10 protein-coding genes and 1 pseudogene are annotated in these 15077 nt (G+C 67.1%); 6 read left to right on the forward strand and 5 right to left on the reverse strand.

Features of this window, described 5'->3' with window-relative positions:
- Nucleotides 1–125 precede the first annotated feature (125 nt).
- From HWW87_RS25665 to asnB, 5 genes and pseudogenes are all read left to right on the forward strand, one after another.
- Entirely contained in the window at nt 126–3365 is a 3240-nt protein-coding gene (locus HWW87_RS25665) for an efflux RND transporter permease subunit (RefSeq protein ID WP_175822644.1), read from the forward strand.
- 54 nt (nt 3366–3419) lie between these two features.
- Nucleotides 3420–4829: an efflux RND transporter periplasmic adaptor subunit gene (locus tag HWW87_RS25670; protein WP_175822645.1), complete on the forward strand. Its 1410-nt coding sequence runs from the start codon at nt 3420–3422 to the stop codon at nt 4827–4829.
- Between the two features lie 31 nt (nt 4830–4860).
- Nucleotides 4861–6393, forward strand: coding sequence for an efflux transporter outer membrane subunit (locus tag HWW87_RS25675; protein ID WP_175822646.1), 1533 nt, complete (start codon nt 4861–4863; stop codon nt 6391–6393).
- Between the two features lie 102 nt (nt 6394–6495).
- Nucleotides 6496–6786 (forward strand): annotated as a pseudogene (locus HWW87_RS25680) (integrase core domain-containing protein); the annotation flags it as partial.
- 515 nt (nt 6787–7301) lie between these two features.
- Complete coding sequence (asnB, locus tag HWW87_RS25685; RefSeq protein ID WP_244107348.1) at nt 7302–9074, forward strand: asparagine synthase (glutamine-hydrolyzing); 1773 nt, start codon at nt 7302–7304, stop codon at nt 9072–9074.
- A gap of 232 nt (nt 9075–9306) precedes the next feature.
- On the opposite strand, the gene HWW87_RS25690 is transcribed toward asnB, so the two are convergent.
- The 5 genes from HWW87_RS25690 to HWW87_RS25710 form a co-directional block, all read right to left on the reverse strand.
- The gene (locus HWW87_RS25690; protein ID WP_175822648.1) at nt 9307–10767 is read right to left on the reverse strand and encodes a heavy metal sensor histidine kinase; all 1461 of its coding nucleotides are present in this window, start codon (nt 10765–10767) and stop codon (nt 9307–9309) included.
- On the reverse strand, nt 10764–11441 hold the full coding sequence (locus HWW87_RS25695; RefSeq protein WP_027786146.1) for a heavy metal response regulator transcription factor: 678 nt from the start codon (nt 11439–11441) through the stop codon (nt 10764–10766). The genes HWW87_RS25690 and HWW87_RS25695 overlap by 4 nt, the downstream gene beginning before the upstream one ends.
- A 160-nt stretch (nt 11442–11601) precedes the next feature.
- A complete protein-coding gene (locus HWW87_RS25700) occupies nt 11602–11946 on the reverse strand; it encodes a hypothetical protein (RefSeq protein WP_175822649.1) in 345 nt (114 codons plus the stop codon).
- A gap of 100 nt (nt 11947–12046) precedes the next feature.
- Nucleotides 12047–12787, reverse strand: coding sequence for an SDR family oxidoreductase (locus HWW87_RS25705; protein WP_175822650.1), 741 nt, complete (start codon nt 12785–12787; stop codon nt 12047–12049).
- 234 nt (nt 12788–13021) lie between these two features.
- Complete coding sequence (locus HWW87_RS25710; RefSeq protein ID WP_175822651.1) at nt 13022–13666, reverse strand: hydrolase; 645 nt, start codon at nt 13664–13666, stop codon at nt 13022–13024.
- Nucleotides 13667–13909: 243 nt separating this feature from the next.
- On the opposite strand from HWW87_RS25710, the gene HWW87_RS25715 reads away from it, so the two are divergent.
- A complete protein-coding gene (locus HWW87_RS25715) occupies nt 13910–14806 on the forward strand; it encodes a LysR family transcriptional regulator (protein ID WP_175822652.1) in 897 nt (298 codons plus the stop codon).
- The last annotated feature ends 271 nt before the right edge of the window (nt 14807–15077 follow it).

Below are 15077 nucleotides of genomic sequence, written 5' to 3' on the forward strand. Positions count from 1 at the left end.
TGCCACCGCCCGCACAGATAACGGTTTCGTAATCCTCGAGTCAGGGTCGGGTCAACGCCGCGCCGGCAGACTGCACGCTCATCGCATCGAATGCGCATCCGAGCCCTGCTTCGAGGAGCACCATCATGTGGATCGTCCGGCTGGCGTTACGCAGGCCCTACACGTTCGTCGTACTCGCACTGCTGATCTTTATCGCGGGACCGCTCGCGCTGCTGCGCACGCCGACCGACATTTTCCCGAGCATCGACATTCCGGTCGTCAGCATCGTCTGGTCGTACAACGGCTTCTCCGCGGAGGACATGGCCAAGCGGATCACGTCGAACTACGAACGCGCGCTCACGTCCGACGTCGACGACATCGAGCACATCGAGTCGCAGTCGCTGAACGGCGTGTCGGTCGTGAAGATCTTCTTCCACCCGGGCGCCGACATCAATCGCGCGATCGCGGAAGCCGCGAGCAACGCCGCATCGATCCTGCGCATCCTGCCGCCCGGCACGCTGCCGCCGAACATCATCACGTACAACGCGTCGACCGTGCCGATCCTGCAGCTCGGGCTGTCGAGCGACACGCTCGCCGAGCAGCAGCTGTACGACCTCGGCAACAGCTTCATCCGCACGCAGCTCGCGACCGTCCAGGGCGCGGCCGTGCCGCTGCCGTTCGGCGGCAAGATCCGCCAGATCGTCGTCGATCTCGATACGCGCGCGCTGCAGGCGAAAGGGCTCGCGCCGATCGACGTCGTCAACGCGATCAATGCGCAGAACCTGATCCTGCCGGGCGGCACCGCGAAGATCGGCACGCACGAATACAACGTGCAGATGAACGGCAGCACGCAGACGGTCGCCGCGCTGAACGACCTGCCGGTGAAGACGATCGGCGGCAATGTCGTGTACGTGCGCGACGTCGCGCACGTTCGTGACGGCTACGCGCCGCAGACCAACATCGTGCGGGCGGACGGCAAGCGCGCAGCGCTGCTGACGGTCGAGAAGACCGGCAGCACGTCGACGCTGACGATCATCGACCAGGTGAAGGCGATGCTGCCGAAGATCGCGGCCGGGTTGCCGAACGCGCTGCACATCGCGCCGCTCGACGATCAGTCGGTGTTCGTGAAGGCGGCCGTCCAGGGCGTCGTGCGCGAAGCGCTGATCGCCGCGTGCCTGACCGCGCTGATGATCCTGCTGTTTCTCGGCAGTTGGCGCGCGACGCTGATCATCGCGATCACGATCCCGCTCGCGGTGCTCACGTCGCTGCTCGCGCTGTCCGCGCTCGGCCAGACCATCAACATCATGACGCTCGGCGGGCTCGCGCTCGCGGTCGGGATCCTCGTCGACGACGCGACCGTCGCGATCGAGAACATCACGCATCATCTCGAGCTCGGCGCGCCGCTCGAGGAGGCCATTCTGACCGGCGCGGGCGAAATCGCGGTGCCGACCTTCGTGTCGACGCTGTCGATCTGCATCGTATTCGTACCGATGTTCCTGCTGACGGGCGTCGCGCGCTATCTGTTCGTGCCGCTGGCCGAGGCCGTGATCTTCGCGATGATCGCGTCGTACTTCTTCTCGCGCACGCTGGTGCCGACGCTCGCGATGGCGCTGATGCGCGCCAAAGGGAGCGGCCGGCCGCCGCGCGGCGTATTCGCGCGCATCGCGCGTTTCCAGGCCACGTTCGAGCATCGCTTCGAGGCCGTGCGGCTGCGCTATCGCGCGCTGCTGTCCGCGGCGATCGCGCGGCGCCGCCGCTTCGCGGCCGCGTTCCTGCTCGCCTGCGTCGCATCGACGGGCCTCTACGCGTTCGCCGGGCAGGACTTCTTCCCGTCGGTCGATACCGGCGAGATCCGCCTGCATCTGCGCGCGCCGACCGGCACGCGGATCGAGGAAACCGCGCGGCTGACCGACGAAGTCGAAGCGAAGATCCGCGGCGTGATTCCGGCCAACCAGCTCGCGGGCGTACTCGACAACATCGGCGTGCCGGTGAGCGGGATCAACCTCACGTACGACTCGTCGGATCCGATCGGCACCGAGGACGCCGACGTGCTCGTCACGCTGAAGCCGAATCATGCGTCGACCGCCGCGTATGTCGCGAAGCTGCGCAACGTGCTCGCGCAGTCGTTCCCCGGCGTGACGTTCGCGTTCCTGCCGGCCGACATCGTCAGCCAGATCCTCAATTTCGGGCTGCCCGCGCCGATCGACATCCAGATCGTCGGCAACAAGCTCGACCAGAACCGCGCGGTCGCGAATGCGCTGCTCGCGAAGCTGCGCGGCGTGCGCGGCCTCGTCGACGCGCGCATCCAGCAGCCCGGCGACGAACCGGCGATCAACGTGAACGTCGACCGCACGAAGGCGATCCAGGCCGGCCTCGAGCAGCGCGACGTCGCGCAGAACCTGCTGATCGCGCTGTCCGGCAGCTCGCAGACGACGCCGAACTTCTGGCTCGATCCGCGCAACGGCGTCAGCTACCCGGTGCTCGTGCAGACGCCGCAATACACGGTGAATTCGCTGCAGTCGCTCGCGAACGTGCCGCTGCCCGCCGGCACCGCGCGCGCGCCGCAGACGCCGGCCGGCGGCCCGGCCGCAGGTGCGCCCGCGCAGAACCTGCTCGGTGCGCTCGGCACGTTCTCGCGCGCGACGCAGCAGGCCGTGGTGTCGCACTACAACGTGCAGCCGGTGCTCGACATCTTCGCGTCGGTGCAGGGGCGCGACCTCGGCGGCGTCACGGCCGACGTGACGAAGCTCGTCGACGCCGCGCGCGCGCAACTGCCGCCCGGCTCGTCGATCGTGCTGCGCGGCCAGGTACAGGCGATGCACGAATCGTTCACGGGCCTGCTCGGCGGCCTCGCGCTCGCGATCTCGCTGGTCTACCTGCTGATGGTCGTGAACTTCCAGTCGTGGCTCGATCCGCTCGTGATCGTCGGCGGGCTGCCGGCATCGCTCGCCGGCATCGCGTGGATGCTGTTCGTCACGCGCACCACGCTGTCGGTGCCCGCGTTGACCGGCACGATCCTGTGCATCGGCATCGCGACCGCGAACAGCATCCTCGTCGTGAACGCGGCGCGCGAACTGCTCGCGGCCGGCGAGCCGCCGTGGCAGGCCGCGCTCGACGCAGGCTTCAGCCGCTTCCGGCCCGTCGTGATGACCGCGCTCGCGATGCTGATCGGCGTGTTGCCGATGGCGCTCGGCCTCGGCGACGGCGGCGAGCAGAACGCGCCGCTCGGCCGCGCGGTGATCGGCGGCCTCGCATTCGGCACGTTCTCGACGCTGCTGTTCGTGCCGGTGCTATTCGGCTTCGTCCACGCGTGGCTCGCGCGGCGTCGCGACGCCGCAGCCGCCCGGCGCACGCAGCACGCGCCCGATACGCCGGCGCTGCGTTGAGCGCGGACGCCCACCCTTTCTCATCCTTCGACTCGCCCGACCCCGGACCCAATCATGAACGACTCGATCGAACCCGTCGCTCCGCCGCCCGCCGCCGAAGCGGCCACCGCGGCCACCGCAGCCGCAGCCGTGCCGCCCGCCGCGCGCGGCGCCGCCCCCGACAACCCGCCGGCCCGCGGCAGCCGCAAGCTCGCCGTGCCGCTCGCGGCCGTCGCGCTCGCCGCCGCGCTGCTCGCGCTCGGCATCGTGCCGCGTATCGATGCCCGCGCCGCGCAGCGGGCGCAGGTGGCCGCGCAGCAGGCGCTGCCGGTGTCGGTCGTCGTGCCCGGCGCGGCGCCGGCCGACCAGACGCTGACGTTGCCCGGCTCGGTCGCGCCGTATGCGGACGCGTCGATCTATGCGCGCACGAGCGGCTATATCGCGCACTGGAGCGCCGATCTCGGCACGCACGTGAAGGCCGGCCAGACGCTCGCGCAGATCTCGGCGCCCGATCTCGACGCGCAGTTGCGCCAGGCGCGCGCCGACGCAGCGAGCGCGCAGGCGAACTACGACTACGCGAAATCGACCGCACAGCGCTGGCAGGACATGCTGAAAACGCAGTCGGTCTCGCAGCAGGACACCGACACGAAGGTCGCGGACATGAACGCGAAGCGCGCGATGCTTGCCTCCGCGCAGGCGAACGTCGCGCATCTTGCGGAACTCGTGTCGTACGAGTCCGTCACCGCGCCGTTCGACGGCGTGATCACCGCGCGCAACGTCGACGTCGGCACGCTGGTCACGGCGGGCGGCACGCCGGGCAGCCCGGGCTTGTCCGGGGAGCTGTTCCATCTCGAACAGACGGACACGCTGCGCGTGTTCGTCGACGTGCCGCAGGACAGCGCGACCGGCGTGTCGGCCGGCACGTCCGTCTACCTGACGACGCCGCAGTATCCGGGGCGGCGCTTTGCCGCGCATGTGGCCCGCAGCGCGGGCGCGATCGATCCCGTCACGCGCACGCTGCGCGTCGAGATCGACGTCGACAACCGCGACGGCGCGCTGATGCCCGGTGCGTATGCGCAGGCGCATCTCGTCGTGCCGAGCGCGACGCCGGCGCTCGACCTGCCGGTCAGCGCGCTGCTGTTCCGCCCGAACGGCGTGACGGTCGCCACCGTCGGCGCGAATGGCCGCACCGCGCTGAAGACCGTGCAGATCGGGCGGGATTTCGGCACGCGCGTCGAGATCGTCGCGGGGCTCGCAGCGGCCGATCGCGTGATCGATAACCCGGGCGATGCGATCACGGCCGGAGAGGCCGTGAAGATCGTGGCGACGGCGCGCGATGCGGCGCCGGTGGCTGCTTCGTCCGCGCAGGCCGCACAGGCCATGCAACCGGCGTCCGCGATCGGTGCGCGCGACGTGCCGCCGGTGCGCGCGGCCGGCGTCGCACCCGCTGCGTCAACGCCCGCTCCGGCGCCTGCCCGCGGCTAACCCATCGACGACCACCCACGAGATGCCTGCCATGCGCCTTCTTCATCCGCTCCCGTTCGCTCGCCGCATCGTCGCGCTCGGCACCGTCGCCGCACTGACTGCCTGCTCGACGCTGCCGCCCTATTCGCCGCCTGCTGTCGCGGTGCCCGCGCACTACACTGGCGCGCCGGCCGCACAGGCCGGCTGGCGCGCCGCAATGCCAGCCGACGCCGCCTCGCGCGGCGCCTGGTGGACCGTCTTCGACGACGCCGGCCTGAACGCGCTCGAAGCGCGCATCGACGTGTCGAACCAGACGGTGAAGAAGGCCGTCGCCGAGTTGCAGCAGGCACGCGCGATGGTCGACTATCAGCACGCCGGGTTCCTGCCGACGATCACGGCGGGCGTCGCTCAAAGCCGCGCGCGCGTGTCGCAAAACCGGCTCGGTTCGTCGCTCGCCGGCAAGACGACGCCCGACTACCAGGCCGGCGTGGCCGCGAGCTGGGAACCCGACGTGTTCGGCCGCGTGCGCGACGCGGTGACGGGCGCGCAGGCGAACGCCGCCGCGAGTGCGGCCGACCTGCAGGCCGTGAAACTGTCGGTCACGGCCGAACTCGCGACCGACTATTTCGCGCTGCGCTCGCTCGATACGCAGAAGCAACTGCTCGACGACTCGGTGCGCGCGTACGCGGACGCGCTGACGCTGCTCAAGCAGCAGCTCGCGGCCGGCGCGATCGACGCGTCGGCGGTTGCGCAAGCCGAGACGCAACTCGAATCGACGCGCACGCAGGACACGGACATCGACGCGTCGCGTGCGCAGTTGCAGCACGCGATCGCGACGCTCGTCGGCGAGAGCGCATCGACCTTCGCGCTGCCGCCGCGCGTGCAGGCGTTCCACGTGCCGGCCATTCCGGCCGGCGTGCCGTCGCAACTGCTGGAGCGGCGGCCCGACATCGCGGCGGCCGAGCGCCGTGTCGCGGCCGCGAACGCGCAGATCGGCGAGGCGCGCGCCGCGTTCTTCCCGGATCTGGTGCTGTCGGCGAGCGCCGGCCTCGAGAGTTCGTTCTTCGCGCCGTGGCTCGCCGCGCCGAGCCTGTTCTGGTCGCTCGGCCCGCAACTCGCCGGCACGCTGTTCGACGGTGGCCGCCGCAGCGCGTCGCTGCGCGGCGCGCATGCGCAATACGACGGCGCGGTCGCCGATTACCGGCAAACCGTGCTCGTCGCGTTCCAGCAGGTCGAGGATCAGTTGTCCGCGATCGATGCGCTCGCGTCCGAAGCCGGCAGCCAGCAGCGCGCGACCGACGCGGCCGACCTGTCGCTGCGGCTGACGACGAATCGCTTCAACGCCGGCGCCGTCAGCTATCTGGACGTGGTGACCGCGCAGACGATCGCGTTGACGAACCGGCGCACGGCCGATCAGATCGACGCGCGCCGGATCGAGGCCGAAGTCGGGTTGCTGAAAGCGCTGGGCGGCGGCTGGGAGGCGAACGCGAACGCAGGCTCAGGCGCGGAATCGACAACCGCCGCGAAGGAACACGCAGCGGCCGCGCGGCCCGAACCCTCCGTCACGCTGCCGGCGGCCGGTTGAACCTGCAAGGAACGCGTGCCGCGCGCTGCGCCCGCAAAAATCTTTTCGCGCCGCACTTACGATGCTGTCTTTCCGCGTCGGCGTAGGCCGTCTCTGCCGTTGCCAGCCGAAATCGAGTGGTTGAACGACAACGGTTCCGGCTACACGGCCGACGAAACACGCAGGTTCGCCGTGGATATCGGTCTGAAGCCATTGACCACGCCCGTGTACAGCCTGCAAAGTAACGGTATGGCCGAGAGCTTCGTGAAAACAATGAAGCGCGATTACATGGGTTTTATGCCCAAGCCAGATGCCGCGAGCGCAGCGCGCAATCTCGCTATCGCGTTCGAGCATTACAACGAGGAGCATCCGCATAGCGGGTTGAAGTATCGCTCTCCACGTGAGTTCAGGCGAACCTTGGCACTGCGCAGCGGCAGGCCGTTGCCAAGGTGTTTCCACGCGGTGCGCCGAACGCCAAACGATGGTGTTGAAGCGCGGCATGGGCGTGCGCCAAAGCTCAATGTGGGCAGCCTCCAACACCCTGGAAAACAAGTACTAGAGTCGCCCCACCGGGCTTCGGATGATGATTATATTGTTGTGCACGCACCCACTTTGTTGATCATCTGTTACGTGCACGCTATGCTCTTGTCACGAGTAGCTTTCCTCATTACGCCGCTCATGAGCCAAATCTGACATTGCAAGCTCTTGAAGGCGCATTAGCAAAATCCTCGCGTATACGTCACCCATTTTTTTGCATGAGCGCAACGCGTGCAGACACGAAAAGAACGTCGTTCTCAGCCTTTTCTGACGGCACTACCACAAGTTTTCCCATTAGCCGTATCTGTGGTGACTGTTAGCAGAAACTTCGAACAGCAACAGCGATGGACCACGCTGTTGCTCGCCCCTGTTCAACTGGGCGTGACCGTCTGATGTGCGGCTTGGCTGGGCTAATTCGCTATGACGGCCAGGCACCCGCACAGGTCGAGCGGGTGCTCGCCATGCGCGAACGACAACGGCATCGTGGGCCAGACGGTCGGGGCTTATGGCATGACCAACACGCCGTGCTTGCTCACGACCGTTTGGCTCTGCTCGACGCTGAGCATGGCGCGCAGCCGATGCGCAGTGCCGACCATCGTTACGTGCTGGTCTACAACGGTGAGATCTACAACTACGCGGAGCTTCGCCACGAACTGAGCGCGCACTGGTCGTTCCGCACGAACACCGACACCGAGGTGGTGCTCGCCGCGTATGCGGTTTGGGGCGAAGTGTGTCTTCGGCGCTTCAACGGCATGTTCGCGTTCCTGGTGTGGGACACCCATCGTCAACGAGCCTTTGCCGCGCGCGACCGGCTGGGCGTCAAGCCGTTCGTTTACCTGCAACAGGGGGCGGAATTCCTGTTTGCGTCGGAGGCCAAAGGACTGCTGCCTGCGATGCGAGCGCCGCGTGCGAATATCGATGCCGTGCTGGAATACCTGGTGGCGCCGTTCTTCAGCGGCGTGGCGCAACCCATGTTCGAAGGCATGGCGTACCTGCCGCCGGGGCATCTGCTGCGCCTGGATCGCGATGGCTTGCAGCTATCGCGCTGGGCGCCGGAGATTGCCGAAAACCCGGCCACCAGGGCTGACGATATCGCTCCCGCGCTGCGCGAGCGGCTGGCCACAGCCGTCCAACGTAGCTTGATCGCCGATACACCGGTCGGCCTATTTTTCAGCGGTGGCCTCGACTCTACGCTGATAGGCGGCCTGGCGCGCGCGGCAGGTGCGACACCGCCCTGCTTCACCATTCGCTTTGAAGATCACCATCGCTACGACTACGCGCGTTCGCTGATCGTGGCTTCCGATGATCAGCCTTTCGCCGAACAGGCTGCAAACGAATTGGGCCTGCCACGCGAAGACGTCGCACCGACGCGCTCCGCACTGGCCCAGGATCTGCTGCAATTGGCCACGCAAAACGATGCACTGCCCGCGTGGGAACAGGAGCTTGCGCAACATTACCTGGCGCGAGCCGCCAGCACGCGCCTCAAGGCGGTATTGGTGGGCGATGCCGCCGATGAAACGCACTACGGTTATCACTTTCTGCTCGACCCGCACGCCACCCGTGATCCGACCCATATCCTGCAACGCTTGACCGCCGATCCCTATCTACGGCCCGGCCTGCTGGAGCAACCGTTGCAACACTACGGCGAGGTCTATCGCCAACTGGCGATCGCCGCCGGACACGATTGGCATACGCCCGCCTCACGTTTGCGCGCCACGCAATGGCTGGTGCGCCATCGTTGGTTGCAGCGGCTGTTGCATAACGGCGATATCCATGGCATGGCACATGGACTGGAAGCGCGCGTACCCTTCAGCGATACCGAAGTTTTGGACCTGGCTGCCACCATTCCGGCCGAGCTGGCGCTACGTGATGGCGTGGAAAAGGCCATGTTGCGTGAAGCGTCGCGCGGTGCGTTGCCGGAAGCCGTGCGCCTGCGCAGGAAATCGGCCTTACCCAAGGATCAAGGTAACGGCGAGTCATTGCGCCAGCACACCCGCGAAATACTGGCTACGGACGCCGACCGCATCGCCGGCTTGTTCGACGTACCCCGGCTGCAGCGCCGCTGCGCCGATCCATCCCCGCTGAATGAGCAAGAGCGCGCCGTAATGTTTCGGGCGTGCTCGTTGGCTCACTGGTCGCGGGTTCACGGCGTGAGCATGCCATGAGGCGAGCGTTGTTTTGCGTGGTGCCCGGGAAGGAGCATCTCAATCTTTGTGTCGAACCCGACCAGCGCTTGCGAACCGGTAGGCTTCGAAGTGGCGTTCTACGCGCCCCCCATCCCAGCCTGGTCGGATTGCGGAAGGCTGAGCGGCGGCTGGCAGGCGAGCGCGAGCGCAGGCGCGGAGTCGAACACCGGCGCGAAGGCACCCGCAGTGGCCGCGCGGCCCGAACCCGCCGTCACACAGCCGGCAGCCGGTTGAACGTGAGCACGAAACGCGTGCCGCGCGCGTCGCTTTCGACCTGCGCGGTGCCGCCGTGCAGTTCCATCACCGAGCGCACGATCGCGAGGCCGAGCCCGGCCGTGCCGCCCGGCGCGCCGCCGCTGCGCGCGGGGTCGCCGCGCACGAACCGGTCGAAGATCCGCGGCAGAAGCGCGGGATCGATCGGCTCGCCCGGATTCGCGACGACGACGCGTACCGCATCGGCCGTTTCGTCGACACTCAGCGTGATGACACCGCCGGCAGGCGTGTAACGCAGCGCGTTCGCGAGCAGGTTGCCGACCGCGCGGCGGAACAGCTCGACATCGGCGGTCAGCTGCCCGTGCCCGTCGACGCGCAACGTCGAGCCCGCTTCGTCGGCGAGCCCTTCGAAATACTCCGCGATGCGCTCGAGTTCGTCGCGCACGTCGAACGCGCGCTGCCGCGTGACGAAGCTCGGATGCTCGGCACGTGCGAGAAACAGCACGTTCTCGATCATCCGCGCGAGACGGTCGTATTCCTCGAGATTCGATTCGAGCAACGCCTGGTACTCGTCGGCCGAACGCGGCCGCGCGAGCGCGACTTCGGTGGCGCCGCGCATGTTGTTCAGCGGCGTGCGCAGGTCGTGCGCGAGATCGGCGCTGAATTGCGACAGATGCGCGAATGCCTGCTGCAGGCGGCCGAGCATCGCATTCTGCGCATCGACGAGCGTGCGCAGCTCGGGCGGGGCGCGCGACGCATCGAGCCGCGTGTCGAGCTTGTCGACCGTGATCCGGCCGGTATTGTCGACGATCTCGCGCAGCGGCGCGAGCGCCGTGCGGATCAGCCAGTAGCCGAGCAGCAGCGCGAATAGCGCGCCGAGCCCGCCGGCGATCTCGAGCCGGTCGCGGTAGCCGTCGAGCAGATCGGCGCGGTCGCGCATGTTGCGCGCGATCGCGATACGGATCGGCGTGCGGTCGCCGAGCGCGGCCTCGATCACGACGCCGCGCATCGGCGTGCCGCCGCCGGTGCGCCACGTGACGAGCCGGTCGGCCGTGATCCGGTCGTTCGCGGGAACCGGCACCGCGTGCGGCGCGAACAACTGCGCGTCGGCCAGCGGAACCGAGGCGGCCGCCGGCGCGTCGTCGAGCGCGGCGAGCCGGACGTTGTGGCGCGCGAGCACGTCGCCGCGCGCATCGATGGCGGCCATCGACAGCGCCTCGTTGCCCAGCACCTGGCTCGTCAGCCGCTCCGCGTGTGCGCGAACCGCATCGAGCGACTCGAGCTCGCCCGCGAGCCGGCGCGTGTGGCGCGCGGCCAGCACGATGTCGAGATCGTCCTGCGTGTTCACCTGCCGCTCGAGGCCCGCATACACATACGTGCCGACGAGCGCGAACGCGGCCAGCGTGGTCGCGGCGAAGGCCAGCGCGAGCGTCGCGGCCAGCGAGCGCGGGCGCGTCATGCGTCGTCCTTCGGTTCGAGCACGTAGCCGACGCCGCGCACGGTATGGATCAGCTTGACCGGAAACGCGTCGTCGATCTTCGCGCGCAGGCGCCGGATCGCGACCTCGACCACGTTGGTATCGCTGTCGAAATTCATGTCCCACACGTACGATGCGATCTGCGTGCGGCTCAGCACCTCGCCCTGCCGGCGCGCGAGCAGTTGCAGCAGCGAGAATTCGCGCGGCGTGAGGTCGATCCGCGTGGCGCCGCGCTTCACGCGGCGCCGCACCACGTCGATTTCCAGATCGCCGACTGCCAGATGCTCGGTCTCGCGCGGCGGCCCGCGACGCGCGAGCGTGCGGATGCGGGCGAGCAGTTCGACGAACGCGAACGGCTTCACGAGGTAATCGTCGGCGCCGAGTTCGAGGCCGTGCACGCGGTCCTGCACGTCGTCGCGCGCGGTCAGGAACAGCACCGGCGTCGTGTGCGTGTCGCGCAGCCGCTTGAGCACGCCCCAGCCGTCGAGCACGGGCAGCATCACGTCGAGCACGATCACGTCGTAACGCTCTTCCTGCGCGAGCGTCAGCCCTTCGCCGCCGTCCTTCGCGAGATCGACGCTGAAGCCCGATTCCTCGAGCCCCTTCTTCAGGTACGCGCCCGTCTTCGGTTCGTCTTCGACTATCAGGATGCGCATGGCCGGCTCCGTCGCTTTCGTGGGGACATCCGGCGATGTTACCCGGAAACGGCGACACGGCTTCGCTGCGTGCAGGCGCGAACGGCGTAGATGACAAAACGGTAATCGGCCTGTCAGCGTGGCGTGCGGTTGCGGAGCCAGCCAACGAATTCCCGTCCCGTCAGCCCTGATGCGCGCGCGCCTGACGAGCAGCCGGATGCGTCATCGTCATTTGGCCTTTCATGCGCCAGAAATTTCCATCCGGCAACGCGACGAACGAGTGGAAGATGCCGAGGTCGTAATTCTGGATGTTCACGACCGCCGCACCGTTCGACTCCTTCCAGCTCACCGCGAAGGTGCCGTTGCCCAGCGGCGCGACCTCGATGTCGACGGTTTCGACTGAAGCGTACGGCCCTTCCTTGATCTTGAAGGTCATTCGTTCGGTGGAGTGCAGCGTCAGGTGCACGATGAATACCGGATAGACCACCTGCATCTGCTGTCCGACCGGGAAGTGATAGAGCGACATTGTGCTGCTCCTCTTGTTGGATCGATCGACGCCGTCAACCGCCGGCCAGCGGACGGCCTGGAAGCCGGCGGGACGGCAAGCGTGCGCGGCCGGGTTCGTGTCAGGCGATTGCGCCGCCGTCCGCGGTCAGGATCGCGCCGGTGATCAAGCTCGCTGCGGGACTTGCCAGGAAAACCACGGCGTTCGCGATTTCTCGCGGTTCGCCGAAGCGCCCCAGCGACGTCAGGCTCCGCTGGAAGTCGGCAGCCGCACCGTCCGCCGGATTGGCGTCGGTATTCACCGATCCGGGCTGCACGAGGTTGACCGTAATGCCGTTCGGACCGAGTTCGCGCGACAGTCCGCGGGTAAATGCGGTCAGTGCCGCCTTCGACATCGCATAAGGGGTCATGCCGGGGAACGGGACCCGCTCCCCAAGCCCCGATCCGATCGAGACGATGCGTCCCCCTGCGGAAAGATGCGGAATGACGGCCTTCGCGAACAGTACCGGCGCTCGGACGTTCACGTCCATCAACGTTTGATAGTCGCGCACATCGAGGTCGGCGATCGTTCCGACGTGGCCGATCGCCGCGCTGTTGACGAGAATATCGAGGCCGCCAAGCGCCGCGACGGCATCGCTGACGGCACGCGTGATCGCTTCCGGATCGGCACTATCGGCTAGGATGGCGGCTACGCGACGCCCGGTGTTCTCGATGGATTTGGCCACCGCGTCGGCTTTGTCGGTTGAGCGTTGGTACGTAAACGCGACATCGGCGCCGTTCTCGGCCAGCGCCAACGCGATCGCGGCGCCTATGCCTCGAGATGCGCCAGTCACCAATGCACGCTTGCCATTCAGATCGATCATTCAATTGTCCTTTCTACCCGGCCGAGACTGGAAAGGCCGCCATGGCCGTTATGGCAGAGCAAGCGCAAGGAAGCTCGCAGCCTGCTCGATAGAGGTCGGCGACAACGGCGAACACGGCAACTCAGCGGTCGATGTGCGAGATCATTCCGTGGCGCATGGCGAACGGAGATGATGGGGCCAGCAGCGTATCTGCTCGATAGCAGTCCATCGCGCGGCCCCCTTCATCCGTCAGGATCAGCCAGCCACCGGCGTGTTGAGAAGCTGCTGCTCCCAGAAATAGGCGATGCCGCTGCCGGCCGAATGCGGCCCGATCACCTTATTGAGCTTCTCGGCCGTCTCGGCGCGGGCCCAGTCGCGTTGCCACTCGGCCGCCACCGCCACCCAGGTCATCACGTTCGCGCCGGCAGCGATCATGCGCTGGATGGCGACCTGGTGCGCCTCGAGCGAGGTGCCGCCCGACGCATCGGTAACCACGGTCACGTCCCAGCCCTCGCCCAACGCCTGAATGACCGGCATCGCGACGCAGATCTCGGTCCAGAGGCCCGCGATGATCAGTTGCTTGCGGCCGGTCGCCTTGACCGCGTCCACGACCTTCCTGTCCTCCCAGGTGTTGATGAAGGTACGGTCGATCACCTCCTGATCCGGGAACACTTCGGTGATCTGCGGGAACAGCAGGCCGCCGCGCGCCGCGATCACGCTGGTCAGAACGGTGGGGACACCGAACACCTTGGCCGCCTTGGCGAGGCCGGTCGTATTGTTGACGACCATCTGCGGGTCGTGGCTGTTGAGGTTGGCAAGCTGGTAAGGCTGGTGATCGATCAGAACGAGTACGGAATCTTCGGGACGAAGAAGCGAATCGACGCCATTTCGAAAAGTCATGCACATTTCCTTGGTTGCCGGTTGGAAGAAGGACGCGTTTTCAGGAAACGAGCGCTTGTCACGTTCATCCCCTGAACCCGCATTGTGCTGTCCGCCTCTTCGGTTCGATAGTGCCGTTTCTCGATGAGCTGTGTCGCGGAAACTGGAACGCCGACAGCGAACGTCAACGAACCGTCTTCTGTTTCTGCTCGATACGGCTGTACCATTCCGGGACCCTCAACGTTGCGGAGAAAGGAACACCGAATGGATATCGAAGCGCTACGGACATTCGTGGAAGTTGCCGATGCGGGAGGCGTTTCGCCTGCCGCGCTTCGACAGGGCCTGTCCAAGTCGATCGTCAGTCGACGGCTCGCCGGGCTCGAAGCGGAACTCGGCGTGCAGTTGATTGCGCGCTCCACTCGCAGGGTTGCGTTGACGGAGGCCGGCGCCACGTTCCGGGACTATGCGGCCAGGGCATGCGCCGAAATCGACCTGGCCAAGGAGACGATCCTGCCCGCCGGCGACCTGTGCGGCCGCTTGCGGGTTGCCGCACCGATGTCCCTCGGCCCGACTCACTTCGCGCCGATACTCGCGGAGTTGGCACGACGCCACCCGCGGCTTCATATTCACGCCTCCTACAGCGATCGCTTCGTCGATCTGATCGCCGAGGGGTTCGATTGCGCGATCAGGGTGGGCACGCTGCAGGACTCGAACCTGGTCGCAAGGCGTGTGGGGCCGCTGTTCGGCAAGTTCGTCGCCAGTCCGAACTATGTCAGCACGCATGGATCGCCGGAAACACCCCAGGAACTGCTCACCCATCAGGCCCTCATGCAGGGCAACGAATCCTGGCAACTTCTGGATGGCGACAAAGTCGTCACCGTCCGTCCACAGGGGCGCTTCAAGGCCGACAGCGGCGTGGCGCTCGTCGGCGCCGCGGTAGCCGGCCTCGGGGTGGCGGTGCTCCCCGAGTACCTTGTCGACGAGCACATCGCGTCCGGCGCGCTCGTGCCTGTCATGAAGCGCCATCCGCCTCCCCCGGCAGGTATCTATGTCGTTCGCCCGTCTGGCCAGCATCCGGCGCGAAAAGTGCGGGCGCTGACCGAACTGCTGGTCGAATGCCTGGGGCAGGATGCAAACTCCGCTGGAACTACCGCTGCCTAGCGCGTGCATCGAGCCTGCTTGAGCCCCACGTCAAAACGCGCCGGGGTGGAACTTTCACGCTCGCGGCGTGACGGTGCGGGCGCGGGGCCGCATTGTTTTTATTGATCGCGCACCGCGCGCAAACCGGATCGCATCCGCCAAGCAACGTGCGACGTACTCAACACGGCCCTTCCCGTATCCGCCGGTATCGAGGGAGGGCTCTGACGGGCTGGCGCGTCGCATTCCGCGCCGCCGGCGAGTGCGCCGGAACATGCCGGTGGATTCCTCGCTT

Source organism: Burkholderia sp. BCC0419, from assembly GCF_902830285.1.
Taxonomy (GTDB): domain Bacteria; phylum Pseudomonadota; class Gammaproteobacteria; order Burkholderiales; family Burkholderiaceae; genus Burkholderia.

Excerpts from the sequence above, each read along its gene's own strand:
- HWW87_RS25675 (WP_175822646.1), top strand. The coding sequence starts at position 4,861 with ATGCGCCTTCTTCATCCGCTCCCGTTCGCTCGCCGCATCGTCGCGCTC.
- HWW87_RS25665 (WP_175822644.1), top strand. The coding sequence starts at position 126 with ATGTGGATCGTCCGGCTGGCGTTACGCAGGCCCTACACGTTCGTCGTA.
- HWW87_RS25690 (WP_175822648.1), bottom strand. The coding sequence starts at position 10,767 with ATGACGCGCCCGCGCTCGCTGGCCGCGACGCTCGCGCTGGCCTTCGCC.
- HWW87_RS25700 (WP_175822649.1), bottom strand. The coding sequence starts at position 11,946 with ATGTCGCTCTATCACTTCCCGGTCGGACAGCAGATGCAGGTGGTCTAT.
- HWW87_RS25695 (WP_027786146.1), bottom strand. The coding sequence starts at position 11,441 with ATGCGCATCCTGATAGTCGAAGACGAACCGAAGACGGGCGCGTACCTG.
- HWW87_RS25670 (WP_175822645.1), top strand. The coding sequence starts at position 3,420 with ATGAACGACTCGATCGAACCCGTCGCTCCGCCGCCCGCCGCCGAAGCG.
- asnB (WP_244107348.1), top strand. The coding sequence starts at position 7,302 with ATGTGCGGCTTGGCTGGGCTAATTCGCTATGACGGCCAGGCACCCGCA.
- HWW87_RS25705 (WP_175822650.1), bottom strand. The coding sequence starts at position 12,787 with ATGATCGATCTGAATGGCAAGCGTGCATTGGTGACTGGCGCATCTCGA.
- HWW87_RS25710 (WP_175822651.1), bottom strand. The coding sequence starts at position 13,666 with ATGACTTTTCGAAATGGCGTCGATTCGCTTCTTCGTCCCGAAGATTCC.
- HWW87_RS25715 (WP_175822652.1), top strand. The coding sequence starts at position 13,910 with ATGGATATCGAAGCGCTACGGACATTCGTGGAAGTTGCCGATGCGGGA.